22 protein-coding genes and 1 pseudogene are annotated in these 25,595 nt (G+C 38.8%); 17 read left to right on the plus strand and 6 right to left on the minus strand.

The window, feature by feature from the left end; all coding sequences use genetic code 11:
* Nucleotides 1-248: 248 nt before the first annotated feature.
* The 5 genes from DX933_RS15010 to DX933_RS15030 all read left to right on the plus strand — a co-directional run bounded on the left by DX933_RS15010 (nt 249) and on the right by DX933_RS15030 (nt 3,800).
* On the plus strand, nt 249-638 hold the full coding sequence (locus DX933_RS15010) for a hypothetical protein (protein WP_145962285.1): 390 nt from the start codon (nt 249-251) through the stop codon (nt 636-638).
* Nucleotides 639-910: 272 nt separating this feature from the next.
* Nucleotides 911-1,351, plus strand: coding sequence for a MarR family winged helix-turn-helix transcriptional regulator (locus DX933_RS15015; protein WP_123317262.1), 441 nt, complete (start codon nt 911-913; stop codon nt 1,349-1,351).
* Nucleotides 1,352-1,421: 70 nt separating this feature from the next.
* A complete protein-coding gene (locus DX933_RS15020) occupies nt 1,422-2,363 on the plus strand; it encodes a ring-cleaving dioxygenase (protein WP_123317263.1) in 942 nt (313 codons plus the stop codon).
* Nucleotides 2,363-3,421 (plus strand): LLM class flavin-dependent oxidoreductase, encoded by a 1,059-nt coding sequence (locus tag DX933_RS15025; RefSeq protein WP_123317264.1) that lies wholly within the window; start codon nt 2,363-2,365, stop codon nt 3,419-3,421. Before DX933_RS15020 ends, DX933_RS15025 begins: the two co-directional genes overlap by 1 nt.
* 82 nt (nt 3,422-3,503) lie before the next feature.
* Nucleotides 3,504-3,800 (plus strand): HesB/YadR/YfhF family protein, encoded by a 297-nt coding sequence (locus DX933_RS15030; RefSeq protein ID WP_123317265.1) that lies wholly within the window; start codon nt 3,504-3,506, stop codon nt 3,798-3,800.
* Between the two features lie 300 nt (nt 3,801-4,100).
* On the opposite strand, the gene DX933_RS15035 is transcribed toward DX933_RS15030, so the two are convergent.
* Entirely contained in the window at nt 4,101-4,667 is a 567-nt protein-coding gene (locus DX933_RS15035; protein WP_123317266.1) for an NADPH-dependent FMN reductase, read from the minus strand.
* A 293-nt stretch (nt 4,668-4,960) separates the two neighbouring features.
* Between DX933_RS15035 and DX933_RS15040 the strand changes: the two genes are divergently transcribed.
* The 4 genes from DX933_RS15040 (at nt 4,961) to DX933_RS15055 (ending at nt 8,376) form a co-directional block, all read left to right on the plus strand.
* On the plus strand, nt 4,961-5,704 hold the full coding sequence (locus DX933_RS15040) for a GntR family transcriptional regulator (protein WP_123317267.1): 744 nt from the start codon (nt 4,961-4,963) through the stop codon (nt 5,702-5,704).
* A gap of 186 nt (nt 5,705-5,890) precedes the next feature.
* Complete coding sequence (deoD, locus tag DX933_RS15045; RefSeq protein ID WP_123317268.1) at nt 5,891-6,610, plus strand: purine-nucleoside phosphorylase; 720 nt, start codon at nt 5,891-5,893, stop codon at nt 6,608-6,610.
* A gap of 66 nt (nt 6,611-6,676) precedes the next feature.
* Nucleotides 6,677-8,047, plus strand: coding sequence for an MFS transporter (locus DX933_RS15050; protein WP_123317269.1), 1,371 nt, complete (start codon nt 6,677-6,679; stop codon nt 8,045-8,047).
* A gap of 128 nt (nt 8,048-8,175) precedes the next feature.
* Nucleotides 8,176-8,376 carry a YjfB family protein gene (locus tag DX933_RS15055; protein ID WP_123317380.1) on the plus strand — a complete coding sequence of 67 codons (201 nt, stop codon included), beginning with the start codon at nt 8,176-8,178 and terminating at the stop codon, nt 8,374-8,376.
* Nucleotides 8,377-8,461: 85 nt separating this feature from the next.
* On the opposite strand, the gene DX933_RS15060 is transcribed toward DX933_RS15055, so the two are convergent.
* Entirely contained in the window at nt 8,462-9,238 is a 777-nt protein-coding gene (locus DX933_RS15060) for a class I SAM-dependent methyltransferase (protein WP_123317270.1), read from the minus strand.
* A gap of 396 nt (nt 9,239-9,634) precedes the next feature.
* Between DX933_RS15060 and adh the strand changes: the two genes are divergently transcribed.
* Both adh and DX933_RS15070 read left to right on the plus strand, forming a co-directional pair.
* The gene (gene adh, locus DX933_RS15065; RefSeq protein ID WP_123317271.1) at nt 9,635-11,155 is read left to right on the plus strand and encodes an aldehyde dehydrogenase; all 1,521 of its coding nucleotides are present in this window, start codon (nt 9,635-9,637) and stop codon (nt 11,153-11,155) included.
* Nucleotides 11,156-11,217: 62 nt separating this feature from the next.
* Nucleotides 11,218-11,568, plus strand: a complete 351-nt coding sequence (locus DX933_RS15070) for a DUF779 domain-containing protein (RefSeq protein ID WP_123317272.1) — start codon at nt 11,218-11,220, stop codon at nt 11,566-11,568.
* A 94-nt stretch (nt 11,569-11,662) separates the two neighbouring features.
* On the opposite strand, the gene DX933_RS15075 is transcribed toward DX933_RS15070, so the two are convergent.
* The 3 genes from DX933_RS15075 to DX933_RS15085 form a co-directional block, all read right to left on the minus strand.
* Nucleotides 11,663-12,160, minus strand: a complete 498-nt coding sequence (locus DX933_RS15075) for an RDD family protein (protein WP_123317273.1) — start codon at nt 12,158-12,160, stop codon at nt 11,663-11,665.
* A gap of 51 nt (nt 12,161-12,211) precedes the next feature.
* Nucleotides 12,212-12,916, minus strand: a complete 705-nt coding sequence (locus tag DX933_RS15080; protein ID WP_123317274.1) for an ABC transporter ATP-binding protein — start codon at nt 12,914-12,916, stop codon at nt 12,212-12,214.
* A gap of 203 nt (nt 12,917-13,119) precedes the next feature.
* A complete protein-coding gene (locus DX933_RS15085) occupies nt 13,120-15,627 on the minus strand; it encodes an ABC transporter permease (RefSeq protein WP_190279546.1) in 2,508 nt (835 codons plus the stop codon).
* 412 nt (nt 15,628-16,039) lie between these two features.
* Between DX933_RS15085 and DX933_RS15090 the strand changes: the two genes are divergently transcribed.
* Nucleotides 16,040-16,744: a dihydropteridine reductase gene (locus DX933_RS15090; protein ID WP_123317276.1), complete on the plus strand. Its 705-nt coding sequence runs from the start codon at nt 16,040-16,042 to the stop codon at nt 16,742-16,744.
* A 220-nt stretch (nt 16,745-16,964) separates the two neighbouring features.
* Here the strand turns inward: DX933_RS15090 and DX933_RS15095 are convergent, their stop codons facing one another.
* Nucleotides 16,965-18,062, minus strand: coding sequence for a GntR family transcriptional regulator (locus tag DX933_RS15095; RefSeq protein WP_123317277.1), 1,098 nt, complete (start codon nt 18,060-18,062; stop codon nt 16,965-16,967).
* Nucleotides 18,063-18,336: 274 nt separating this feature from the next.
* Between DX933_RS15095 and DX933_RS15100 the strand changes: the two genes are divergently transcribed.
* From DX933_RS15100 to DX933_RS15120, 5 genes and pseudogenes are all read left to right on the plus strand, one after another.
* Nucleotides 18,337-19,947, plus strand: a complete 1,611-nt coding sequence (locus DX933_RS15100) for a xylulokinase (RefSeq protein ID WP_123317278.1) — start codon at nt 18,337-18,339, stop codon at nt 19,945-19,947.
* Nucleotides 19,948-19,966: 19 nt separating this feature from the next.
* Nucleotides 19,967-20,662 carry an L-ribulose-5-phosphate 4-epimerase gene (locus tag DX933_RS15105; protein WP_123317279.1) on the plus strand — a complete coding sequence of 232 codons (696 nt, stop codon included), beginning with the start codon at nt 19,967-19,969 and terminating at the stop codon, nt 20,660-20,662.
* Between the two features lie 38 nt (nt 20,663-20,700).
* Complete coding sequence (araA, locus tag DX933_RS15110; RefSeq protein ID WP_123317280.1) at nt 20,701-22,125, plus strand: L-arabinose isomerase; 1,425 nt, start codon at nt 20,701-20,703, stop codon at nt 22,123-22,125.
* Between the two features lie 147 nt (nt 22,126-22,272).
* Nucleotides 22,273-23,661 carry a sugar porter family MFS transporter gene (locus DX933_RS15115; protein WP_123317381.1) on the plus strand — a complete coding sequence of 463 codons (1,389 nt, stop codon included), beginning with the start codon at nt 22,273-22,275 and terminating at the stop codon, nt 23,659-23,661.
* A 179-nt stretch (nt 23,662-23,840) separates the two neighbouring features.
* Nucleotides 23,841-25,540 (plus strand): annotated as a pseudogene (locus DX933_RS15120) (IS1182 family transposase).
* Nucleotides 25,541-25,595: the final 55 nt, after the last annotated feature.

A 25,595-nucleotide genomic window follows, 5' to 3' on the forward strand; every position in this document is an offset into this window, starting at 1 on the left:
AAGTCAATCGTTATATTATTATTAATTCCCAAGCATGCGCCTGGATGAATGAAGAAAAATAGGAAGTCCATCCTAAAGAGAGACTATCTATGCCATATATTATGGATTACACAATTACATTTATATGAACTGTTAAAAAATGCGTTGTATATGGTCTAAAACTTGACGGAAGAGCTGGAACCGTTAAAAAATGCGTTGTGTACCACCCAAAACTTGACGAAAGACCCCGAACCGTCAAAAAATCTGGTGTGTATCGTCTAAAACTTGACGGAAAAGCTAGAACCGTCAAAAAATCTGGTATGAATCACTCAAAACTTAACGAAAGAGCCCGAACCGTTAAAAAATCCGGTATGTATCACTCAAAACTTGACGAAAGAGCTAGAACCGTCAAAAAATCCGGTATGTATCACCTAAAACTTGACGAAAGAGCTGAAACCGTCAAAAAATCTGGAATGTATCTTCTAAAACTTGACGAAAGAGCTGAAACCGTCAAAAAATCTGGAATGTATCTTCTAAAACTTGACGAAAGAGCTGAAACCGTCAAAAAATCTGGAATGTATCGTCTAAAACTTGACGGAAGAGCTGGAACCGTTAAAAAATCCGGTATGTATCGCCCAAAACTTGACGGAAGACACTGAACCGTCAAAAAATCTGGTATGTACCACCCAAAACTTGATAGTTCAGCCTGATCCGTTAAAATTTGAGGCATCAATTGAAATTACTTGACGGTATACCGAAAACCAATACAGTATTACCTTCAATCATCAATTCAATCGATTTATCCGCTGCCATTTCGGGTGGGCGGTGTTCTAAAAGATGACCGAATTCCATTCATTGGACCAGGGAAAATAAATGCTTGCATTTTTATCGATTGAGTGGTAAAGTGATATTGTAAGGAGGTTAGGTAAGGATGAAAAAAAATACAATTGGTTCTCTTACTTGGCTACGAATTGTACGGTTTACGCATCAAAGTAATTTATTATCGAATGAATTTTTAAAGCAATACGATTTAACAACAGCTCAGTTTGACGTATTGGTGCAGATATCAGCATATGGTCCATTGACACAAAGTGAACTTGCGGAAAAGGTTACCGTAACACAAGGTGGCATTTCCCGGATGCTGGCAAGATTAGAAAAGGATCGTTTAATTGAACGACAGCAGGAATGGAAAACAAAAACCATTTATTTAACACAGAAAGGTCAGGAAAAATTGGATAGGGCATTTAAGGCACAGCTTGCTTTTCAATCATCTTTCTTTGAGGAGTCCCTGACTAAAGAAGAGCAAAAAACGTTACTATCACTCATGTCCAAGGTACAGAAAAATACTGAAAAGAAGTTATCTACAAGATAAACTTTTTTTCAACCAATCACTTGATTAATCAAATGATAAGCGAGACAAATGATAAGCGAGGAGAATGAATATGTATACTATTTCAGGGCATCATCACATTTCGATGATTACAAAAGATGCACAGCGGAATAACTATTTTTATAAACAAGTTTTAGGCTTACGCCGGGTCAAGGTTACTGTCAATCAGGATGATCCGACGATGTATCATTTGTTTTATGGAGATCGTACTGGCAGCCCGGGAACAGAATTGACATTTTTTGAAATGCCTGCTGCGGGAAATACACACCGAGGAACAAACGCGATTACGAGAATTGGTTTACTCGTTCCGTCAGAGGACAGCTTAACTTATTGGAAAAAAAGATTGGATGAATTTGGTATCCAACATGGTGAGATAACAACCTATGCGAATCGTGCCGCATTGCATTTTGAAGAAGAGGGATTAAGAATGGTATTACTGGTCGCAAATGGAGAAAAGGTATCTTATTGGGAGCCGTGGGAGAAATTGACAATCCCTGAAGAACATCGAATTCTTGGTATGGGCTCTGTTGAAATGACAGTTAGGCGTTTAGATAAGCTTGCTCGCACCCTGACAGAAATATTTGGCTACACCGAAATATCCAGAACAGAGGAAGAAGCGATTTTTCAATCTGTTCAAGATGAAGTATTTGGTGAAATTGTGGTGAAATATTTAGATGGACCTTCGGAAAAACCTGGTCGGGGCAGTATCCACCACTTAGCTATTCGTGCTAAAAATGAGGAAGAGCTTGCCTATTGGGATAAACAGGTTCGTGAGAGGGGCTTCCGCTCTTCAGGCGTGATTGATCGATATTATTTTAAGAGCTTATATTTTCGTGAATCAAATGGTATCGTTTTTGAAATTGCGACAGATGGACCGGGATTTACAATAGATGGCGATGTGGAGACATTAGGAGAAACATTAGATTTACCACCGTTTTTAGAAGAACGACGGGTAGAAATTGAAGCAAAATTAAAACCAATAGAGGAGATGTAATGATGCAAAATCGAATAAACCCTGCAAATGGAATGGAATTTGGATTATATTCATTGGGTGATCATGTTTTGAACCCATTAACAGGTAAACGAATTTCAGCGCAAGAACGAATTAACCAACTTATTGAAATGAGTAAATTGGCCGAACAGGCGGGAATTGATGTATTCAGTGTTGGGGAAAGTCATCAAACGTATTTTATTTCTCAAGCACATACAGTCATCTTGTCTGCCATTGCACAGGCTACCGAAAAAATTAAAATTACCAGTTCTGCTACCGTATTAAGTGTTCTTGACCCTGTACGAGCTTACGAGGACTTTGCAACGATTGATTTAATATCTAATGGTCGGGCAGAAATTGTTGCAGGACGCGGTTCCCGTGTTGGTGCCCATCAATTATTTGGTGTTGATTTACAAGACTATGAAGACATTTTTGAGGAAAAGCTGGAGCTGCTAAAACTGATTAATGAAAATGAACGTGTGACATGGAAAGGAGAATTTCGTGCGCCGCTTGAAAATGCAGAAATTTTACCTAGACCATTGGAAGGCTCATTGCCAATTTGGCGTGCAGTTGGAGGTCCACCTGCAAGTGCGATTAAAGCTGGTGCAATGGGAATCCCGATGATGTTAACAACTTTAGGTGGCCCGGCGATGAATTTTAAATCATCTGTTTTGGCTTATCGCAGAATGGCTGAACAAAGTGGACATGATCCGAAGAACCTGCCAATCGCTACAACAAGCTTGTTTTATGTGGCGGATACGGAGCAAGAAGCATTAAGAGGAATGTACCCGCATTTGAACGCTGGATTCCAAGCCATTCGTGGGACAGGATATCCAAAGCAGCAGTTTGCACAAGCTACAGACTACCGGGATGCATTAATGGTTGGCAGCAAGGAACAAATTATTGAAAAAATCCTTTATCAGCATGAGCTCTTTGATATGCAACGCTTCATTGCGCAAATTGATTTTGGTGGCGTGCCATTCGATAAATTAATGAAGAATATCGAAATGATTGGGAATGATATTATTCCAGCAATCAAGAAACATACTGCAAAAAAATAAAAAGAGGAAAGCATTTGTGAATCAAAGGATGTTCCATATATAATAATAAGGGAATGAATTTGAAAAGAATCGTGGTGAGAAAATGGCTTTTATAGTGACAAAAGAAGCAGCGAATTGGTACAAAGAAGAAATGGATTTGGAGCAAGGGGATTACGTTCAATACTATCTACAGATTTATGGTGGTATTCCAACATCGCTACCAAACTATTCACTCGGTATGTCTGTAGGAGAATCTGAAGATATTGCTGTAAAAGTTGAGGTTGCAGGAATCACTTTTTATTTCAAAGAAGATAATGCGTGGTTATTTAATGAATATGATTTAACCGTTGATGTAGAAAAAGATGATTTGAGTTTTGAGTTTAGTGAAAAAGAAGCATAAGAATACAAAGGTTGTATGGGGTTCGTCTTCAAATCGGAGACGAACCCTTTTTTGGTGAAGAAAAATGTGATTATTGCACACAAAAAAACCCCCTAAGCTAACAGTTAGGGGGAGCATATTCGTTGGTTGTGAAATTATTACAGATTAACTAGCCGTAAGAACCTCACTTCAAGAATTATTGTTGATAACAAGAATTGTAAGTGGGAATTAACAGCCAGTAAAGGCCTGATTCGTTCAACTAACAATCAGTGGGTAAAGTGCGAAGACCCCACTTTTACATCATAAGCTTGCAATGGCTATTTAAAATCCATATGCTGCTTCTTTTTGTTCGCGAATTTTGGTGAATGTTTCTGTTAATGTCACCGTATCTTCCACCAAGCGCTCGATTCGGAAAATGACATCATCATTGACAATTTCCTTACGAAGGAAATCTTGTTCTTCGATAAATACATATGTTTGAACAATTTGTGCTTTCATATAAGCCAATATCGGCTTCAATTGTTGATCGATCATCATATAATGCTTTGGAGTGCCGGCAGTAACGATTGTCCCGACGATCTTATCTCGAAACGCATTTACGGGTAATAAATCAAAAATATTTTTTAGTGTTGCAGGAATTGAAGCCTGGAATGTTGGCGTTCCAATAATGATTGCATCTGATTCCATGATCGTTTCCGTTACATATTTTGTATCCCCATCATATTCCCAATAATTACGTCCATCACTAAATACCATATCAAATGAGGCTAGATCTAGTAGTGTAACCTCGACATCTGGATATTTTTCATTCATAATTTTATGCGTATATTCCATTGCGGTCTTTGTTTTTGAACCAACATTGGATCCGGCTAGTAATGTAATTTTCATTTGAATCGCTCCTTATTTTTAGTATTTCCCATCTTTTATATTATTTTCAAACATGCCTGTTACATGATTTATTTTTCTATTATCACTTTACCACGCAAGTGATAAAAAGTCAATGCGCTTATCTCGCTATAGAGGTATATGGATTTCGGCTTAGGCTGAATCTACGAAAGGCTCTACTTCTCGCACAAACAACTTGTTGAAAGGATGGGCTTGCTGTCATTTTCCGTGGTGTCCCAACAAGATATGTTATAATGTTTTCATACTTCCTGATTTGATAAAAATGGAGGATTGACATGGATATTCGGCCGCAGCAGCTTAAAAAATCGAAAAAACCATTATATGTTATAGTTTACGAAAAACTATATCATTTCATTATGGAAGGGACCTTTCCGCCGGATAGTAAGCTGCCAACCGAGCCAGAACTTGCGAAAATGTTCGGGGTGAGCAGGGTTACCCTTCGCCAAGCATTATCGTTGCTACGTGATGATGGTTTGGTGAAAAATATCCATGGGAAGGGAAACTATATTACGAAAACGCATAATCCAAAACAAAAAGCAGGAATGGAGCAGTTAAGTAATCCACTTCATAAATGCCATACGATAGAGTCTTTTGATAAAGTAGAGCTTGAATATCGTATTGATGTGACAAGTGATTATACGCGCAAGATCCTACAACGGGACACGGCAGCAGTCGTGGTGTGTGAGCGATGGTATCACAATGGTCCGCATATTGTAGCGTATGCCTTAAGCATGATGGCAATTGATGCGGTAAAAGAACTGCATCTTGATTTGGAGAATGAGGACGAACTCCTTGAGATGCTGGAAACAGGTGTCTATGATCAAGCGAACTCGCAAACCATTGATGTGGTGTACTCTTCATCTGCTAATGCGTCGACGCAAAAATACCATATCCATAAAGGAAAGCAATTTCATTTACTTACAGATCAAGTATTTATCAGTGATCGCTATCCAATTATGTATAATAAATATTATATTCCATTGGATTATTTTCATTTAAAAATGAACATACTATCATAAAATCAGCTGTCTAATCAAAAGACATGCTGATTTTTTAATTCATTTAAAATTTTTATTGCCTAAGTAATAAAAATGTGATACGCTTTCATTGTGTTAATTAATACAACTTATTATACAACTATACAAGTTGTTATAATGAAGAAGTGATAAAAAATAAAGCGCAATCATAAGGAAGGATGAAGTAACGTGCAAGAAGGAAATATCAAAGAAACCCCTCATATTAAACCGAATGGGGCACCAATCGCAGAAACGGTTCTATTACCAGGTGATCCACTACGGGCAAAATTTATCGCAGATACTTTTTTAACAGAAGTTGTTATGTTTAATGAAGTTAGAGGTATGCTTGGCTTCACCGGATATTATCAAGGAAAACAAGTCTCTGTCATGGGTACTGGGATGGGAACTCCGAGCATGGGGATTTATTCTTGGGAATTGATCCATGTATTTGGTGTGAAGAACCTGATTCGTATCGGTTCATGTGGTGCCATTCAAGACAATATGAATTTATATGATATCGTGCTTGCGATGGGCGCATCTACGGATTCTGAGTATGTAAGACAATTTCATATCCCTGGTCACTTTGCACCAATTGCCTCTTATGATTTACTTGAAAAAGCAAAAAAAGTAGCAGACGAAAAGCAATTGCCTACACATGTAGGTAACGTTCTTTCCAGTGACGTCTTTTATAATGCAGATGAAAATGCCATTGGCAAATGGCGCGAGATGGGAATTTTATGTGCTGAAATGGAAACGAATGGTTTGTACTTAAATGCTGCAGCAGCTGGTGTCAATGCGTTGACAATCATGACGGTCAGCGATCATATATTACGTAACGAGCAAACGACGCAAGAAGAGAGACAAACTGCATTTACCAATATGATGGAAATTGCACTTACCATTGCTTAAAGTAAACAGGCAGCAGTCCTTCAAAAGACTGTTGCCACTATACTATATGGAAAAGAAGGGAACAACATGGTGGAGCAACAAACAAACCCGCTTATCAAAAAAGCAGTTCCGATTTTATTAATTCTGTTTGTATTTTGTTTGATTGTTGATAATTCTTTTAAAGTCGTTTCTGTAGACATGGCAAAAGACCTTGGTATTTCTGCTTCTACTGTGAGCTGGCAGGCCACATTAGCTGGCTTGTTTATTGGGATTGGAGCTGTCATTTATGCAGCATTGGCAGACTTCATCAACATTCGTAAATTGCTCGTGATTGGAATTGTTTTAATCTGTATTGGATCGATTATGGGATTTATTTTCCAACAATCATTTCCGCTAGTCGTTATTTCCCGGATTATCCAAACTTCAGGACTGGCAGCTGCGGAGACGTTGTATGTTATTTTTGTTACCAAGCACTTGCCATTGGAGCAACAGAAGAAATTTCTTGGATTTAGTACGAGTTGTTTTGCAATATCCCAGGTTGTTGGAGCTTTAGCAGCTGGTTATATTTCTACCTATTTGAACTGGACAGGATTGTTTATTCTGCCATTGGCAACCATCATCATCCTTCCATTTATTTTGAAATATGTCCCAAAAGAAGAGCAGCAAAAAGGATATATTGATGTAATTGGACTGTTCTTAGTGGGAATTACCGCTGCAGCTTTAATGATGTATGTTTCTAGCTTTAATTGGTTGTATTTACTCGGCTTTATTATAGCTTTAGGTTTGTTTTTATTTTATATTGCTAAGGCGAAAAAAGCTTTTATTCAGATTTCATTCTTTCAGGACAAGCATTTCATTTCGATTTTGCTTGTGGCGTTTGTCATATATTCTGTGCAGTTGGCTTATATCTTTATGTTTCCATTTGTCATGGAATCTATTTTTCATATTCGCTTGGATATTGTATCGTTGCTGCTTATACCTGCATATGTTCTGTCGGCAATTGTCGGAGCGTTCTCTGGTTCAATTGCTAAATACTTGAGCAGTAAGCAAGCGATATCTACGGCAATCGTGCTCATCGGTGCAAGTGTGCTGCTTGCTGGATTGGCGATGGGTAGTTATGCATGGATCTTCGTTATTTCCATGATTGTATTCTCTAGTTCATTTGCGTTAATGTATGCACCAATGATTGATGCAGCTATTCGCACGATTCCGACAGAGAAAACAGGTACTGCTGTTGGTTTCTATAATTTGATTTTGAATGTTGCAGCATCTGTAGGAATTGCGTACACTGCAGCGTTAATGGATAATGCTGCTTTGAATAAAACAATTTTTTCTTATATCCAAGGGGCACAGCAAACCATTTACAGTAATACTTTGTTCGTGCTGACCATCATTGCATTGGTAAGTCTTCTGTTATATTGGACTTTTTCCAGAAGAACACCAAAGCAAGTATCATAATTAGGACGTCTCCCCCCAAAAAAAAGGGGGGAGGCGTTTTTGGTGATGTGTAAAATGCTAATATCCTTTCAGATTATGGCAGGGATGTCCGATATAAGGAAGAAGGTCAATTGGAGGGTGGTGTTTTTTTGGATATCGCAGCAATGTCGATTGCGATGAATCAGAGTAAAGTAAAACAGCAAGCATCTCTATCCGTCATGAAGATGGCAATGGGAAACGCTGAACAGCAGGGAGCGGCAATGCAAGAACTATTAAGTTCTAGTGACGTAGCTTCGATTCAGCAAGCAGCTCAAGCCCATTTGGGAAAACATATCGATATCAAAGGTTAATGAGGCAAGAAGAAAGGCCGCATTTCGGGACATGCTCCTGATATATGCGGCCTTCATTTTTCCATTTACAATATCGGGCAATCTCTTATCCATCCCGTTTCTGACAGAGACAAACCATTAATGGACTATTTGCTTCAAATGGGCGTTTGTCAAAATGACCGTACATCTTTATTAGTGAAAATCCATTATAATATAGCAGCTCCTCCAGTTCCTGTGGGAAAAAATAACGGATGGCAAATGGTTCTGTTGTCTCTACTACGTTAGTTTCATCCTTCCAGCGACGATTTGTAAAGGTATAATGCTCCAACTGACTTTGATGGTCATATGAACGTTGATATGTACTGCTGCAATGGTAGCCTTCGTTGTCGACCCATGTATCAGCATAGTCCTTCTCGGCTGTTTCATTCGACTGCAAAACAGAGATAGTTGGGTTACGTGTCTCGAAAGCAAGCATGCCATCTTTATCTAAATGCTTATGGACAGATTTAAGAAAACCATCAACGGATTCACGGTCTAAGAAATGTTGAAATGAATTTCCAGTTGTAAAGATAAGCTTGTACTTAGCATTCAATTCAAATCCTCTTGCATCAGCTTGTATCCAATCTATAGAGAGATTTGCATGCTTGGCTTTTTGTTTGGCGAGCGCTAGCATCTCAGCAGTTATATCCAGACCTGTCAGATGGAATCCACTTTGGGCTAGGGGAATAGTTAATCTTCCTGTTCCACAAGCAATATCTAAGATTGGACTACCTTGTTGATTCGCCAGGTCAACATAAAATTTTTCCTCCACTTCACTCAATCCATTTAATGTATCATATGTGTGTGCATCACGATAGCCTTCCAAGTTATCAAAATGTAACATAGGCACCTCCGGGAATGATTCGTATTCCTGACGTTAAATTGATGGTACAAATTATGTTCTTGCTTCAGATTCATTCTATATATTATTCGCTTTCATTAGCTTCATACCCTTCTTTTATTTTTCACCGATTAACTGGCTGTAAGATCCCCACATCAAGAATTGTTGTTAACCAGCATTGTAAGTTGGTGATCAACAGCCAGTAAAGGCCTGATTGGTTCAACTAACAATCAGTGGGGAAGGGCGAAAATTCCCCACTGATTGAAGTTTCACTTTATCGGTTATAAAAAGGACGAGCCATACATACCATATAATAAATGTATCTAAATCATTGAAATAGTCCAACTATGTTGATAAAATAGCCTTTGAAAGCGATTACATAAATGGGAGGAATGGATCGTGAGATATGCAAATCCGAACACAAATGAATCACTCGTAAACTTTAAGGACAAGTATGATAATTTTATTGGTGGTGAATACCAAGCACCAGTAAAAGGGAATTATTTTGATAATGTTAGCCCGGTTACAGGAGAAGTATTCTGCCAGATAGCTAGGTCCACCAAAGAGGATGTGGAGGCTGCAGTGGAAGCTGCACACCAAGCAAAGGATGCATGGGGAAAAACATCGGTCACGGAGCGGGCTAATATTTTAAATAAAATTGCAGATAGAATGGAAGAAAACTTGGAAATGCTGGCAGTTGCGGAAACTTGGGATAATGGTAAAGCAGTCAGGGAAACGTTAGCAGCTGACTTACCGCTTGCCATTGATCATTTTCGTTATTTTGCCTCTGCTATCCGAGCGCAAGAGGGTGGTATTAGCCAGATTGACCATGATACGGTTGCTTATCATTTTCATGAACCATTAGGTGTAGTGGGACAAATTATCCCATGGAATTTCCCATTGCTGATGGCAACATGGAAGCTAGCCCCAGCATTGGCTGCAGGGAATTGTGTTGTACTCAAGCCCGCTGAACAAACACCTGCATCGATTCATGTATTCCTGGAATTGATTGCAGATTTATTACCTGCTGGTGTCGTGAATGTAGTAAATGGATTCGGAGTTGAAGCAGGAAAGTCACTGGCAACAAATAGCCGAATTTCCAAGGTTGCATTTACAGGCGAGACGACGACGGGCAGACTGATCATGCAGTACGCGTCGGAAAATATCATTCCAGTCACACTTGAATTAGGCGGGAAATCACCGAACATCTTCTTTGCGGATGTCATGGATGAAGATGATGGATTCTTGGATAAGACCATTGAAGGTATGGTGATGTTTGCACTGAATCAAGGGGAGGTATGTACATGTCCTTCACGTGCCTTGGTGCATGAATCGATTTATGATCCATTCATGGAGCGTGCAATAGAGCGTGTGAAACAGATTAAAATCGGTCATCCACTTGATACAGAAACGATGATGGGTGCCCAAGCCTCCATGGAACAGAAGGAAAAGATTATGTCCTATCTGGATATTGGTAAGCAAGAAGGGGCAGAAGTGCTAACTGGCGGAAATGTGAATCAATTGGATGGAGAGCTTGCAGGCGGATATTATATCGAGCCAACCATATTCAAAGGCAGTAATGATATGCGCATCTTCCAGGAGGAAATTTTTGGACCAGTTTTATCTGTGACGACCTTTAAAGACGATGAAGAGGCATTGGAAATTGCTAATGACACATTATATGGATTAGGAGCAGGCGTTTGGACGCGTAATATTAATAAAGCGTATCGATTTGGACGCGGAATTGAGGCGGGACGCGTATGGACGAATTGCTACCATCAGTATCCAGCACATGCTGCATTCGGCGGCTATAAAAAATCTGGTATTGGCCGGGAAAATCACTTGATGATGCTGAGTCATTATCAGCAAACGAAGAATTTACTCGTTAGCTATAGTGAAGGTCCAGCAGGATTATTCTAAAGGAAGTCTAGCAAAGAGGAGCTATGGGATCATAGCTTCTTTTTCGCTTAGGAGGTGTTGAGATGGTTGAAAGGGTAATTGCTACCGATGCGACTTTAGCATTGATGGAAACATTAAAAGCGATTCATGGACCATTGATGTTTCACCAATCTGGCGGCTGCTGTGATGGCAGTTCACCTATGTGTTATCCGCTGGGAGAATTTCGGACAGGGGAGTCCGATATATTATTGGGGGAAATTGGTGGCGCACCATTTTATATGGCAAAGGACCAATATGAATATTGGAAGCATACACAGCTAATCATTGATGTGGTAGATGGACGTGGTGGTATGTTTTCCTTGGAAGGCCCAGAGGGGAAGCGATTCCTCACTAGATCTCGGGTCTTTACAGCTGAAGAAATAAAGCAGTTATAAGGCTATGTGAAAATAAACAGATTCCAATCATTGTACATGTGATTGGAATCTGTTTTAAATATGGAAAAACATTATGAAGTGTTGTTGTGAAAACCTATCGTAATTCTACCTTTGTTCCTGCTAGTAAATCGCCTAAATGACGTTTATCGTTTCGAAATAATCCCATACATATTAATATCAACCCAAGAATGGTTCCACTATTTGCGATCAAGATTGCGCTCATATCAAAGTTGCTATAGATACCATGGATAACGCCAATATGCCCCATTTGCCAGGGTAGAAATTTAACTATATTTCTTAACAGGCTAGAGCTGATTTTTTTATGTTTATAGGTCAATGTTAATCCGGCAACTCGTTTCCCAATCGAACCATTTTTAACGTAATCCAAGTAGGTGAAAATAACGATGATTGGTATCACGGATGTCAGCGTTGCAATGGATTGTGCCTGTATTTCGTTATATTCTGGTAAGCCCTTAAAAATAAGGAAACTAATAAACAAATTAATGATGAAAAGAATGATTAAATAAACAACAATGACCAAATAATCAACGAGCAATTCGATGAAACGCTTTTTTATTGGGATAGCATTCATATAGCACCTCCGAATATTCCGATAAACTCTATCATCAAACTGTCTCCTGTTCTATTCAACTGATGTGTGGGCGACTTTTTTGTCTGAATGAATGAAGCCGTCCAGCATTTGTATGATTCTCGTTCCATACTCTGCCGCGTCCTGTGCGTGGGTCACTTGAAGAATAGTGATCTTTTTTTCCTTGTTAATTGTTTTGAATAGCTGCATGATGTCTTGACCTGATTTACTATCTAAATTACCAATTGGTTCATCTGCTAAAATGATTTTGGGATTCATGATTAATGCACGTGCAATGGCCACTCTTTGCTGTTGACCACCAGATAGTTCCCGCGGTGTAAAGTTTTTTCTTTCTAATAAACCGACAGTCTGTAAAATATCATCCAGTTCATGCTGATAATCCTTTGCTTTTTTTCCATCCATAGTAAGTGGTAATAAAATATTTTCTGCTACAGATAAGTTTTGTACTAAATTGTAAAATTGAAATACAAAGCCAATCTGTTTTCTTCTTAATTTACTTTTCTGCTTATCTTTCATTCTATTCATATCTTCATGATGAATGAATACCTGTCCGGATGTAGGAGAATCAATGCCGCCGAGCATATATAGAAGCGTGCTTTTTCCACAACCAGAAGGTCCCATTATAGATACGAATTCTCCTTCATGAATTTCTAAATCGATCCCCTTAATGACTTCAACTTCTTTGCCGCCATTTTGAAAGCTTTTTCGTAAGTGCTCCGTCCTTATCACTTGTTCCATATTGACCTCCAAATGATTTAAGTTTGTTATTTTGCATCGATTATCCTTTATCACAGATTAACTGGCTGTAAGTCCCCCGCATCAAGAATTTTTGTTGATATCATGAATTGTTAGTGGGGGATCAACAGCCAGTAAAGGCCTGATTGGTTCAACTAACAATCAGTTGGGGAAGTGCAAAAATCCCCACTGATTGAAGTTTCACTTTATTCAAACCGTAGATTTTCAATGATGTTCATTCGATAAATCTTCCGAATAATAGATAGGATGGAAAGAAGTAATAAAATGAATACCACCGCAGTTAATATGAAAAAGAGACTGCTGTTAAACTGAAAATCAATCCGTAATCCGATGGCATATAAGAGTCGTACCATAATAACATTCATTGCCATACTACCAGCGAATCCAATTACTACAACCGAAATAAATGTTAAGCATGTTTCAACCAATAACACTTTTACCAGTTGTCCTCTGCTCATACAAACGGAATATAATACAGCGTACTCTTTTTTTCTTTGAATAAAAGAAACGAGTAAGTTATTCGAGATGCCCAGTATTCCAATCAAAAGTCCCAATAAAACAATGATTGTCATGCCAAGGATTAAAGAATCAATGGTGCTTTTTTGCGTTTCCAAAATGTCATCGAATGTATGGACAGACATATCGGAATCCGGATAATGATAACGGATATCTTGTTTCAATTGTTCAAGGTCAGCATCTGGAATAGCTTTCAGGTTGATTTGGCTCATGGTTTCCATAAAATGATCATGAAAGTAATTTAGATTAACCAATGCAGTTGCACGATTTTGAGAAAATCCTAAACTTTCCATGGAACCTACGATAGCAGCTGTTACCTTGGTATCCTTCCCGTCCATGGGTTCAAGGTTCTGGTCAAGTGGCTGTAATACAATCTCATCACCAATTTGTAAGTTGAAGCGTTCTAATTGATATTCGTCCAGAATAATTCCGTTATCGGTTTTGTTTAGTTGTTCCTTTGCATCCTGTTGAAGGGTAATGCCTGAGTAAAATGAATCAAAAGCTTCCAAATCATCTACACCAATGACACCAAAGGATTCACTTTGATTGCCGATGACTGTTTCAGCAATATTGACATGTTGTGCGTAAGCATCTGATACATTATCCAGCTCATCTACATTTTCATATGGTTTGACATCCTGTATATCCGTAATGGCAATATCATAGTCTTTGACCAAGGATTTATGGAGATATTGATCGATGCCGTCTGCTATCATGCCCACAAGCATTAGAAGGATAAACACGACAATAATCATATTGGAATTATTGGAAGCTATTTTATTATTTCCTAGATTCTTCACGCCAAGTAGAAATTCACCGGAACCAATGGATTGAAATAAGCGATTAAGTCCTTTGGATACAAGGTTAAGAAAGCCTGGCATCCATAGGACAATCGAAATAAATAAACATAGGATAGACAGAATTCCTAAGAGTAGGTCATCTTTTTGATTGATACCATATAAACCAAACGCCGTAATCAGCAGAATCAGACCGAGAATATAAGGGATGATGGAATGCTTCTGTGACGTCTGTTGGGTATTCAGGATAATTTCCTTTAACGGCCTTTTGTTCAATCTACTGATTTGGAAATGGCTAATCACTGCCGGAAATAAAGCGCCAAATAAGAAAGCGATACATATATATGTAAATGAATAGCTTACTTCCGTTTCAACGCCTAAATCTTTATAAGCATTAAAAAGGTCTGCAACATAAGGCAAAAGCAACATGCCGGCAGTGAATCCTATGATAGAACCAATTAAACCATAAAATAAGAATTCAAGCGTTAATATAAAATGGATTAATTTCTTGCTGGCCCCAATACTTCTAAAGGTTCCAACAACAGGCATTCGCTCTACGACAATAAGCTTCGCTAAGGAAAAAATAATATAGGAACTGATCAACACGATGGTTAAAATCGCTAATATCATCGTTGTTTCAAATGTATCCCCATCATGGGCATTTGCAGCGGTTGACTGATTTTGAATGTGGAAATCAGCATTGTTTGTTTTTAAAAATTGAATGGCTTCGCTCAATTTATTTTCTGGCACTGTCAGATAAGAAGTGTTTACTTTATCTGTTGTATCCAGGATGTTATTTACTTGTTCTTGTGAAACAGCTAGCGAGATGGCGTCAACTTCCGAGAAAAATACGCCCTGTGTCTTACTAATTGCGCCCACAATAAATTTCCATTTTTCTTCTCCAGTGTCAATGGAAATAGGATCTCCCAATTGCAAATCATATTTGGCGGCAGTGTTATTACTAATCATTGCTCTATTTTGCTGCAGTTTAAATCCATCCATTTGCTGTGTTTTGTTTAGGAGCCCGCTTGCTTCAGCATCTATTGCATCCAATCCAACTAATATGACATCTATTTTTTTGTCTTTGATGGTCGTTTTTCCCTGAGTAAATAGCATGTCATTTCGTGTTTCAATTGGTATGTCCGGTAGTACGATGTCATGCTTTTCATATAGCGGATTGTCGCTGGATTTTGACATGATTATATTCGTATCTCCATAAGCCCCTTTTAACATAGAAGCATACGTATCTTTAATGATGCCATTTAAACTTAAACCAATAAATACAACCAATGTGGACAAACATACGGTTAACAAAACAATGAAGGTACGAAACTTTTTTTCAAATAAATTAATTACGATATGTTTTATGACACTTTTCATAATGTCCCCCTGATTTTCATCGATAAATGTAATGTACGGTGAGCACAATATCTCTGTATACATTTATTGTTACGTACCATTATGATCGATATCTGAAAAGTTAATTAATGTATATTTCCATTGTTTAGGATAGATTCACAAAATGCAAATCAAATGGTTATCATTTTTGATAATATTATCCACATGATTAAATGTTTATCACAGACTAACCGGCTGTAAGATCCCCCCCTGATTGAAATTTCACTTTATATTTTGGGATATGTATCGTTCATAAAATAATTTGCCTTCGCGAGACAAAATTCCTTGAATTGGATAAACTATCTGACAGATTGGAATCATTTAATTGATAATCATTATCAGTTGATGTATATTGGTTAGTAACAAGCGAATTGCTAAACAAGGGGAGTGCAACATGCAAATATATTGGACTAAAATAAATAAGATCATTGAGGAAACACCAGAGGTAAGAACGTTCATGCTCGATTGCCCGGAAGGTTTTACTTGGGAAGAGGGAGCACACACGCATCTGGCATTGAAAGGTTTTAATGAAGGTGACAAGCCGAATCGTGGTTTAATCCGCCATATGTCTATTTCAACTTTACCACATGAAAAATCCATTGGAATCACCACTCGCATCAAGGAGCAATGTTCCGAGTATAAAGGGATTCTACGTAATCTTGAAGTTGGAAATGAGCTTGCATTATTTAAAACACATTCGAATGTTCCATTAAAGCGGGAAGGGAAAAATGTTTATCTGCTATCATCAGGAGTTGGTTTGGCAACATTCAGACCACTTGTCATGGAATATTTTGATCGGGCAGACAATGTGAATCAGATCCATTCCTTGAACATTGATTCATCAAAGGATTACTTGTTTCCTCATATTTTCCAATCGGCACCAGATAAGAAATTCACATCACAATTCGTTGATAATCGTAAAGAATATTATGATGAAGTTAAAAATCTTGCTGCAGACAAGGATGGAATTTTCTACGTAGTTGGCAGTGATGAGTTTCTAACCCAAAACATTGAACTATTGCTGGAACAAGGTATTAAGCCGGAACAAATCATGCTGGACAAACGTGAAAAACAAAGACCAAATTTTATTACAGATTAACTGGCTGTAAGCCCCCCACATCAAGAATTGTAAGTGGGGGCTTACAGCCAGTAAAGGCCTGATTGGTTCAACTAACAATCAGTGGGGGAAAGTGCGAAACCCCACTGATTGAAGTTTCACTTTATTTGGTTTGTGTTATGTTTTGGAACGTTGTTGAGTGATTGCTCTAGAAAGCCTTTGTTCTCGGTTGTGTTTATTAATATTTTATGAAACTTTAACTTTAATTATCTTGTTCACCAGTCAAATCTTTGATGGTTTCCCCCTCAATGAGCTTTGGCTGGTAATAGTATTCGTGCTTCACGTTTGGATTTCCCTGTAGTTTTTTTATAATCCAATCGGCTGCGTCACGTCCCATCTGCTCCTGTGGATGTGTCAAGGTTGTGAGTTTGACACTGGAGTTTTGAGCCATATAAGAATTATCCTGTCCAATGATAGACAGGTCATCAGGAATGGAAATACCCAACTGTTTACACACATTTACTACAATAAATCCTACTTCATCGTTATAGCAAACAATTGCGGATAGCAGTTCTTTTTTTTTCGCCAAAAATGCTTGCAAATCATGATATAAATTTGATTTCGATTCGGTATCATATGAAAATACCAGTTCAGGTTGAAATGGTAGTTTCGCCTCACTAAGTGCCTTAATATAGCCTTTCATACGAAATTTACCTTGTAAATCATCCTTTTTGGATATCAGTCCTATGTGTTGATGTCCATTGGATATCAGTTTTTTTGTTGCAAGATAGCTGGATTGGACATCGTCAAGACAAAGAAACGGCACATCTAGTTCTTCATAATATGCGTTAATCATGATAAAAGGTATACCCTGTTCTTGAAATGACAGATAGTATGCGATATTTGGATTAAATAAATTACTTTTTGTTGGTTCGATAATTAAGCCGTCCACCCCATAGGAAAGCATCATTTCTAAAGCTTTTTTCTCCTGATTCACATCATTGTTTGTGCTGGCTAACAACAAAGAATAGTTACTTTTTTTTAACTTTCCTTCAATACCACGAATAATGGATGGAAAAATGTAGTCAGAAATATAAGTGGTAATAATACCAATCGTTTTATTGCTCCGTTTTGCATTCTTTGTTTGATAATCGTTAATGACATAGGTGCCAGATCCTTTTTCACTTCTCAAATAGCCCGCATTCGATAAATCTAAAATGGCTTTTCTGACAGTATGTCTACTCACATTATATTTTTTCTGCAATGCATATTCTGTTGGGATTTTTTCAAATACTGTATATTCCCCGGAAAGTATTTTACTTCTGATATCATCAAAAATGATTTGATATTTTGGCTTCATATCTTTCACTGCCTTTTTTTACCCTTTTCCAATATGTTTAGGTTAATTAGTTGTCTGTACATATATTGCCATAGTTTTAAGATAAATGAAAGAAATAGATGAATTCATACCTAAAAGGTGTACAATTAACAAATGTGTAAGCACAATTTTTAAAAATGTTGACAAATGTACGTACAGCATTTAAGCTATAAATGTAAAATAAATTAATAAAGTTATGCTAGTATAAGAAAGCGCCTTCTTATTATATGAAATCACAAGCAGGAAGGGGATTTAAGTGACAACAGCACAAGTAAGGATTCGAGAAGCAATAGCCAATGGAGAGACATCACTTGGAATTGAATTTGGTTCTACGCGTATTAAAGCAGTCTTGATGGATAAGCATTTTAAAACTATAGCGACTGGTAGTTACGAGTGGGAAAATCGCCTTGAAGATGGTTTTTGGACGTACAACTTAGTAGATATTATTTCGGGACTGCAAGCGGCTTACAGTGAAATGCGGCTACAGACGGAAAAAGATTATGGCATTACGATACGTACAATTGGTTCCATTGGGTTTTCTGCGATGATGCATGGCTATATGGTTTTTGATAAAACTGGAGAACTTCTTGTTCCTTTTCGAACATGGCGTAACACAACAACAAGTGTAGCCGCAGCGAAGTTAACGGAAGTTTTTCAATTTAATATTCCAGAAAGATGGAGTATTGCGCATTTGTATCAGGCCATTTTGAATGATGAAAGGCATTTAAATCGAATTGATTACATGACAACGTTGGCGGGCTTTATCCACTGGTTACTTTCCGGCGAGAAGGTTCTCGGAATTGGTGAAGCATCGGGGATGTTCCCAATCGATGAATCAACGAAAGATTATCATAAGCCGATGGTTCAGCAGTTTAATGCATTAATTGCCGACGAAGCGTTGCCTTGGACATTGGAAGAGATTCTCCCTAAGGTATCTCTTGCAGGAGAAGAAGGCGGAAAGCTGACAGAGGTAGGTGCAAAGATTCTGGACCGATCTCGTAATTTACAGCCTGGTATTCCAATTTGTCCGCCGGAAGGTGATGCGGGAACAGGCATGGTTGCGACTAATAGTGTAAGGAAGCGGACAGGGAATATTTCGGTTGGTACATCTGTTTTTTCCATGATTGTGTTGGAACAAGCTTTGTCAGATGTATACCGCGAAATTGACATGGTCACCACGCCAAATGGAAGTCCTGTTGCGATGGTTCATGTCAATAACTGCTCCAGTGATCTGAATGCCTGGCTTGGATTATTTAAGGAGTACTCGGATTCAATAGGGCACGCTGTAGAAACAGATCAATTATTTGAAATGATGTTGAATAAGGTTTTGGAAGCGGATGCAGATGGTGGTGGTTTGCTTAGTTATGGCTATTATTCCGGTGAAAACATTACTGGTTTAGAGGAAGGCCGTCCATTATTTATCCGCTCACCAGAAAGTAATTTTAACCTTGCTAATTTTATGCGAACACATTTATATACTGCTTTCGGTGCTTTAAAAATTGGAATGGACATGTTGACCAAACAGGAAAAGGTTTCAATTGATGGCATCCTGGCACATGGAGGCTTGTTTAAAACTCCTGTCGTCGGTCAAAAAATTGTTGCAGCTGCAATGAATGTACCTGTTTCCGTGATGGAAACAGCGGGTGAAGGCGGCGCGTGGGGAATGGCAATATTGGCCTCTTTTATGAAAGATAAAGAAAAGGATGAGACATTGGAAGCGTATATGGACAATAAAGTGTTCAAACATACGGCTGGAAAGAAAATTTATCCCGACCAATTGGATGTGGAAGGGTTTGAAAAATTTATCGAGCGATATAAAAGTGGGTTAAAGATTGAAAAAGCCGCAGTTGAACATTTTTTATTATGAATAGCGAGGTGGAAAGTATATGTTGGAAAAACTGAAAGAAGAAGTATTTCAAGCAAATTTGGACTTATCAAAGCATGGGCTAGTGAAATATACATGGGGAAATGCAAGTGCTTTTGATCAGAAGCAAGGTTTATTTGTTATTAAACCGAGTGGCGTGGATTACAGCACGATGAAGGCAAGTGATATGGTTGTCGTTGATTTAGATGGCAATGTTGTGGAAGGTAATTTAAGACCATCATCTGATACCCCTACTCATGCTGTTCTTTATAAACATTATCCGGAAATTGGCGGAATTGTTCATACCCATTCGACATGGGCAACCATTTGGGCACAGGCTGGGCTGGACGTATCAGCTATGGGAACAACACATGCGGACACGTTTTATGGTTCTGTTCCGTGCGCACGATTTTTGACAGAAGAAGAAGTCGGGAACGGATATGAAGCGGAAACAGGCAATGTGATTATCGAGACATTTGAGGCGCGTGGTTTAGATGTTTTTGCTGTACCGGGTGTCCTACTGCACGGACATGCCCCGTTTACCTGGGGAAAAAACGTGCAGGAAGCTGTTATGAATAGTGTCGTATTGGAAGAAGTTTGCAAAATGAATCTGATGACAAGGCAGTTAAATAGCTATGCTGAACAGCTGCCGCAACATATACTAGATAAGCATTATTTAAGAAAACATGGTAAAAACGCATATTACGGACAGGAATAATGGTCATACAAAATGAACTGGAAAAGGGGATTATGATAATGAATACAATTATGGAACGTGAATTTTGGTTTATAGTTGGTGCACAGCATTTATATGGTGAAGAAGCACTTCAGGAAGTAAAAGCACATGCACAAAAGATTGCTGATACATTAAATGAAAGTGATGTGCTTCCATACCCCGTAAAATTACAAGAGCTGGCAGTAACTGCAGATAAAATTACCAGCTTAATGAAGGAAGTAAATTATCGTGATGAGGTTGCGGGTGTAATTACTTGGATGCATACTTTTTCTCCTGCTAAGATGTGGATTCGTGGTACGAAATTATTACAAAAACCTTTGCTTCATTTAGCGACACAATTTAATGAAAGTATTCCTTGGGACACTATTGATATGGACTTTATGAACTTAAACCAATCTGCACATGGAGATCGTGAGTACGGTTTTATTAATGCCCGCTTAAATAAACAGAATAAGGTTGTTGTTGGTTATTGGGAACGTCCGGAAGTGAAACAGGAAATTGCAGACTGGATGGATGTTGCCGTTGCATATAATGAGAGCTTTCAGATTAAAGTGGCCCGTTTCGGTGATAATATGCGAAATGTTGCCGTTACAGACGGAGACAAGATTGAAGCACAAATTCAATTTGGCTGGACAGTGGATTATTTTGGGATTGGTGACCTCGTTCAATATGTAAATGCTGTCACAGAAGAGGAAATTGATGCTCTGTTTGAAACATATGAAACCTTGTATGATTTTGACTATGGCAACTATGGTAAAAAAGATTGGGAAGCGAGTGTGCGGGTTCAAGCAAGTTATGAAATTGCCATCAAACGTTTCTTAGACGATGGTGGCTACACAGCCTTTACTTCTAATTTTGAGGATTTATACGGGATGAAACAGCTTCCAGGTCTTGCGGTTCAGCGATTAATGGCACAAGGCTATGGTTTTGCTGGAGAAGGTGATTGGAAAACAGCTGCGTTGGATCGTCTACTGAAGGTAATGAGCCATAATACTTCAACAGGATTTATGGAAGATTACACTTATGAATTGGCTCAAGGGAAAGAAGCAATTCTGCAATCCCATATGCTTGAAGTGGATCCGACCTTGGCAGTCAATAAGCCAAAAATTATTGTTTCTCCTTTAGGAATTGGTGATAGAGAAGATCCTGCCCGCTTGGTTTTTGATGGTAAGGCAGGAGATGGCGTAGTCGTTTCCATGGCGGATTTTGGAACACATTTCAAACTCTTGATTAATGAGGTTTCAGCATTTGGGCCAACGGAGGAGGCGCCAAATTTACCAGTTGCCCGTGTACTATGGAAAGTATTGCCTAACTTCCATGACGGGGTAAAAGCTTGGATTGAAAATGGCGGTGGGCATCATACGGTTGTTTCCCTAAACCTATCAACGGATCAAATAATCGCCTATGCAAAATTAGTCGATTTAGATTATGTCGTGATTAAGTAATCGATTTATTCCCTGGGGAAGTATCTACTTTCCCAGAGGATACACTATTTTAAATCACAATGAAGCATTACTATTTTGTGAATTATGAAAGCGTTTAAAAAAATGATGACATGAATCCATTGTTGTACTATAGTGAGGGAGGAACTTATAATGAAGGAAAAGAAAGTCTCCAGCCGGTTTATATATTTCTTTGGAGCCTTTGGTGGAATATTATTCGGTTATGATATAGGGGTTATGACAGGTGCGTTACCTTTCTTGCAACAGGATTGGAATCTTGAAAGTGCTGCAGTTATTGGTTGGGTAACATCTGCTATTATGTTAGGTGCTATTTTTGGTGGTGCACTATCTGGACAACTTTCTGACCGCTTGGGAAGGAAAAAAATGATTTTAATTTCAGCGGTTGTATTTGTTATTGGATCAGTATTATCGGGGATTGCCCCGCCTAATGGACATATCTTTTTGATTGTTGTTCGTATTTTTTTAGGTATGGCAGTTGGTGCGGCATCAGCGCTTGTACCAGCATATATGTCAGAAATGGCTCCAGCACATTTACGTGGACGCCTATCCGGTATTAACCAAACCATGATTGTTTCGGGTATGTTGCTTTCTTATATTGTTGACTACTTATTGAGCGGCTTTTCGACAACGATGGCTTGGCGGTCTATGTTAACGATGGCAGCGGTACCAGCAATTATCCTGTTTATTGGTGTTTTGAAATTACCTGAATCACCACGTTTTCTCATTAAAAATAATAAATTAGATGAGGCTCAAAAAGTATTAAGTTATATACGTCCAGCGGAAAAGATTGAATCTGAAATTAAACAAATTCAGGAAATGGCCGAACGTGAAAAGATTGCCAACCAACAAACTTCCTGGGGTTCCTTGTTTACTGGGAAATATCGTTACTTAGTAATTGCTGGTGTTGGTGTTGCAGCATTTCAGCAATTCCAAGGGGCAAATGCCATTTTTTATTACATTCCTTTAATTGTGGAAAAAGCTACAGGGAATGCAGCTAGTTCTGCATTATTATGGCCAATTATACAAGGGGTAATTCTTGTATTGGGTTCCTTGTTGTTTATTGCTATTGCAGATAAATTTAAGCGTCGAACGTTGTTGACATTAGGCGGAACTGTAATGGGATTGTCATTTATTCTGCCAGCAATTTTAAACATTTTGATTCCAAATGCGAATCCCATGATGATTGTTGTGTTCCTAAGTATCTATGTTGCCTTTTATTCCTTTACTTGGGCACCATTAACATGGGTTATTGTTGGGGAAATATTCCCATTAATGATTCGAGGACGCGCATCAGGATTGGCTTCATCCTTTAACTGGCTTGGTTCTTTCTTGGTTGGGTTGTTGTTTCCAATTATGACCGCTTCAATGTCCCAGGAGGCAGTGTTTGCCATCTTTGGCGTTATTTGTTTACTAGGTGTACTGTTTATTCGTGTACGTGTTCCAGAAACACGCGGTTATACGTTGGAGGAAATTGAAAAGTTTGGGGAAAGCAAGCAATTAAAACGCACGGGTGCATAACCTGTTCTTTCGTGAAAAGTATTATTGTTATGAGGCTGGGACAAAACCTCAGTAAACTAAAAAGAACGGCATTCGGAAAAAGTATCCTCCGGATCCGTTCTTTTGGTATTTTAGAAAAGAAAATAGGGACACCTTTTGTTAAAATTAAGTCACCACAGCCTAATAACGGAGGTATTCCTATGTTTAAAAATTATAACATGAATCAGGGGTTGTTTTGCCGCTCGATATGGAAATGAAATTGCAGAAAAATGATATTGCCTACGCTGTGAATGGGCTGACGGAATCAATTCCCGAAGAGGTCTTCGCAGGTTTTTTGCGTGAAACAGGCTGTCCTGCCTACCATCCGCGCATGATGCTGAAGATTATCCTTTGTGCATACTCGCAATCTGTCTTTTCTGGTAGAAAAATTGAAGGCCTTTTGAAGGACAGCATACGCATGATGTAGCTGGCACAAGGCTATGAGCCGAGCTATCGCACGATCAACCGTTTTCGTGCGCATCCTGAAGTGAAGGAATTGTTGCGCCAATGCTTTGTGCAGTTTCGCTGCCAACTTGTCGAAGAAAAGCAGATTGAGGAAGAGGCCATTTTCATAGACGGAACCAAGATTGAAGCAAATGCAAACAAGTATACTTTTGTCTGGCGCAAATCTGTAGAAAGATACAGTGCGGGCCTGGTTGAGCGATCAAACCAGATGTACGAAGAACTTCTGGAAATAGAGATTATTCCGGAGATTGAACGGGAAAGTTCGGACAAACTTTCTGCGGGTAAACTGTCTAGCATCATCGAAAGTCTGGACGAGACGGTACAGGCATATGATGAAAAGATTGAAGCAAGCGATGATACAGCCGTACGGAAAGAACTGCGCACACAGCGCAAGGAGCCAAAACAGTACCGAAAACTGTTCCGAGACTACCTAAGGAGAAAAGAAAAATACCGCACGGACATGGAAATTTTTGGTAATTTCAACAGCTATTCCAAGACAGACCATGACGCCACATTCATGCGCATGAAGGATGATCATATGAAAAACGGGCAGCTTAAAGCCGGCTATGACGTCCAGGTTGCGACAGAAGGTCAGTATACGCTTGCTTATAACATTTTCCCGAACCCCACTGACACCCGGACTTTCATTCCTTTTCTGGATACAATCGAGAAAGATTTCTTTGAACTGCCTAATCATATCGTGGCGGATGCCGGTTATGGCAGTGAACAGAACTATGGGGATGTTTTGGAAAACAGGGGACGTATTCCACTCATTACCTACAACCAATATCGTAAGGAAAAGAAGAAGAAATTCAGGGATGATCCTTTCAATACAGCCAACTGGGCATACGATGAACAAGCAGATGCCTTCACCTGTCCGAATGGCCAAAGGCTCTGGTTCAGCAACTTTTTCAATAGGATGGACAAATATAGATTCACCCGCACCTTCAAGGCATACGAATGCGAAGACTGCTCCGGTTGCCCATTACGCTCCCTGTGTACAAAGGCAAAGGATGGGAACAACCGTAAACTGTATGTAAACGAAACATGGGAATCCCAAAAAGTATATATTCGTGAGAAGCTTTCAGAAGAGAAAACAGGCGAGATCTACGGCAAGCGAAAGATTGACGTAGAGCCAGTCTTCGGATTCTTGAAGGCTAATTTGTCGTTCACCCGTTTCTCCGTAAGGGGAAACGCGAAGGTGAAAAATGAAATTGGCTTCACATTCGTGGCAGTGAATTTAAGGAAATACACTGCCATGAACAGCAGCTGGAACCCAGATTACACAAAAGGCAAGAGCAAAAAAACATGGAACCACCAAAAACCAGTGGTCCCATGTTTTTTCTCTTATTTTAGGTTAGTTTTGTCTCAGCCCCTTTTCTGTGGAAGAAAATAGTTGTATTACTTTACAAGATATTTACAATTTTCATACAATGGCTTTACTTTGGTCT

This window comes from Ornithinibacillus gellani (assembly GCF_003730295.1).
Classification (GTDB): Bacteria; Bacillota; Bacilli; order Bacillales; family Amphibacillaceae; genus Ornithinibacillus_A; species Ornithinibacillus_A gellani.

Bases quoted from the DNA above. Each gene is read 5' to 3' on its own strand.
- DX933_RS15035 (WP_123317266.1), bottom strand. From the start codon at position 4,667: ATGAAAATTACATTACTAGCCGGATCCAATGTTGGTTCAAAAACAAAG.
- DX933_RS15025 (WP_123317264.1), top strand. From the start codon at position 2,363: ATGATGCAAAATCGAATAAACCCTGCAAATGGAATGGAATTTGGATTA.
- DX933_RS15070 (WP_123317272.1), top strand. From the start codon at position 11,218: ATGGTTGAAAGGGTAATTGCTACCGATGCGACTTTAGCATTGATGGAA.
- DX933_RS15040 (WP_123317267.1), top strand. From the start codon at position 4,961: ATGGATATTCGGCCGCAGCAGCTTAAAAAATCGAAAAAACCATTATAT.
- DX933_RS15050 (WP_123317269.1), top strand. From the start codon at position 6,677: ATGGTGGAGCAACAAACAAACCCGCTTATCAAAAAAGCAGTTCCGATT.
- DX933_RS15080 (WP_123317274.1), bottom strand. From the start codon at position 12,916: ATGGAACAAGTGATAAGGACGGAGCACTTACGAAAAAGCTTTCAAAAT.
- araA (WP_123317280.1), top strand. From the start codon at position 20,701: ATGAATACAATTATGGAACGTGAATTTTGGTTTATAGTTGGTGCACAG.
- DX933_RS15060 (WP_123317270.1), bottom strand. From the start codon at position 9,238: ATGTTACATTTTGATAACTTGGAAGGCTATCGTGATGCACACACATAT.
- DX933_RS15105 (WP_123317279.1), top strand. From the start codon at position 19,967: ATGTTGGAAAAACTGAAAGAAGAAGTATTTCAAGCAAATTTGGACTTA.
- DX933_RS15090 (WP_123317276.1), top strand. From the start codon at position 16,040: ATGCAAATATATTGGACTAAAATAAATAAGATCATTGAGGAAACACCA.
- DX933_RS15015 (WP_123317262.1), top strand. From the start codon at position 911: ATGAAAAAAAATACAATTGGTTCTCTTACTTGGCTACGAATTGTACGG.
- DX933_RS15020 (WP_123317263.1), top strand. From the start codon at position 1,422: ATGTATACTATTTCAGGGCATCATCACATTTCGATGATTACAAAAGAT.
- DX933_RS15030 (WP_123317265.1), top strand. From the start codon at position 3,504: ATGGCTTTTATAGTGACAAAAGAAGCAGCGAATTGGTACAAAGAAGAA.
- DX933_RS15085 (WP_190279546.1), bottom strand. From the start codon at position 15,627: ATGAAAAGTGTCATAAAACATATCGTAATTAATTTATTTGAAAAAAAG.
- DX933_RS15095 (WP_123317277.1), bottom strand. From the start codon at position 18,062: ATGAAGCCAAAATATCAAATCATTTTTGATGATATCAGAAGTAAAATA.
- DX933_RS15075 (WP_123317273.1), bottom strand. From the start codon at position 12,160: ATGAATGCTATCCCAATAAAAAAGCGTTTCATCGAATTGCTCGTTGAT.